We start from the raw sequence: 1806 nt of genomic DNA on the forward strand, positions 1-1806 counted from the left end.
ATTGGCGATGCCGCTGGTCAGGCCGTTGTGCCAGAAGCCGCCGTCGCCCATCACCGAGATGGCGCGCCGGCCGCCCGGCACATTGAAGGCCGCCGCGCTGGCCGCGCCCAGGCCGTAGCCCATGGTGGTGGCGCCGATGTTGAACGGCGGCAGGATGGAGAACAGGTGGCAGCCGATGTCGGCCGTGACGTGGTGCGGACCCAGCTCACGCTCCACCAGCTTCATCGCGGTGAAGATGGGCCGCTCGGGGCAGCCGGTGCAAAAACCCGGCGGACGGGCGTGCACGTTGGCGGCCAGCTCGGCGCTGGTGGCAGCCGGCGCGGCCACCAGCGGAATCATCTTGCGCGCCTGGGGCTCGGGCGCCAGCTTGCCGTACTGCTGCAGGAAGGCGGTCAGGCCCTTGAGCAGCGTGGCGGTGTTGTATTCACCGGCCAGGGGCAGCAGGTCCTTGCCGTGCAGCGTGGTGGCGCTGCCCAGCCGGCGCAGGATGTCGGCCACGTTCTGCTCGACGAAGTTGGGCTGGCCTTCTTCCAGCACCAGGATGGCCCGCTTGCCCTGGCAGAAGCGCTCGAACTCTGCGTCCACCAGCGGGTAGGCCACGTTCATCACGTACAGCGGCAGCCGGCTTTCGCCGTACACGTCGGCCAGGCCCAGGTGGTTGAGCGCGCGGATCAGCGTGTTGTAGGTGCCGCCCTGCACCACCACGCCCACGTCGTCGGCATCTTCGGCAAAAAACTCGTTGAGCTGGCGCTCCTGGATGAAGCGCACCGCCGCCGGCCAGCGCTGCTCCACCTTCTCCTTCTCGTGCAGAAAGCTGGCGGGCGGCAGCACGATGCGGTTGACGTCGCGCTGCGGCGCGGCCAGCGCCTGCTGCAGCGTGAAGGCCGACTTGCGGTTGTCGCTGGCCACGAACTGGCCGTGCACATGGCAGGCGCGGATGCGCAGCTGCAGCATCACCGGCGTGCTGCTGGCTTCCGACAGGTCGAAGCCGTCTTTCACCGCCTGCACGATGCAGGGCAGGTTGGGCCGCGGGTCCAGCAGCCACATCTGCGACTTCATCGCAAACGCGTGGCTGCGCTCCTGCATGATGGAAGAGCCCTCGCCGTAGTCCTCGCCCACGATGATGAGCGCGCCGCCCAGCACGCCGCCCGATGCCAGGTTGGCCAGCGCGTCCGAGGCCACGTTGGTGCCCACCGTGGCCTTGAAGGTCACCGCGCCGCGCAGCGGATAGTTGACCGACGCGGCCAGCGTGGCGGCGGCGGTGGCTTCGCTGGCGCTGTTCTCGAAGCGGATGCCGTGGTCGGCCAGGATGTCCTGGGCGTCGGCCAGCACGTCCATCAGGTGTGAAATCGGCGCGCCCTGGTAGCCCGCCACATAGGCCACGCCCGATTCGAGCAGGGCCTTGGTCACGGCCAGGATGCCCTCGCCGCTGAACACCTCGCCTGCGCCCAGGCGCAGCTTCTTGACCTCTTCGACGAATGAGCGCTCGGCCATCGCCAGTACCTCCGGTGGGTCGGCACACCCGTCGTGCCGTTGCAGCCACTGTCTGCGCTGATCGTTTAGAGGTCAATCAATGAAGAGTCATGGAAACACGATGCCTGCAGGATGTGGACAGGCCTTGCAGGAAGTGGACAGCGGGCCGCGGCGGGGCCCGCCGAAGAGGCGGTCTGCCTGCAGAAAACTGCTTCAGTTGTGCATGTTTTTGGACGCGCTTTGACGGTGCGCATGCACCGTGGCGGCGCAGCCGGCTAGGGAAATCACCGGCGCCGGGTGCACGTTTTAGTTCTAAAGTGCTTTAGCGCTTTG

The 1806-nt window shown here is 67.4% G+C and carries 1 protein-coding gene; it reads right to left on the reverse strand.

The genetic code is table 11. The features are described 5' to 3' along the window. The coding region (locus ABNT58_RS23715) for an indolepyruvate ferredoxin oxidoreductase subunit alpha (RefSeq protein ID WP_348755864.1) at nucleotides 1-1494 on the reverse strand (1494 nt) is incomplete at its 3' end. Nucleotides 1495-1806 lie beyond the last annotated feature (312 nt).

It is taken from the genome of uncultured Aquincola sp. (assembly GCF_964001545.1).
GTDB lineage: Bacteria > Pseudomonadota > Gammaproteobacteria > Burkholderiales > Burkholderiaceae_C > Aquincola.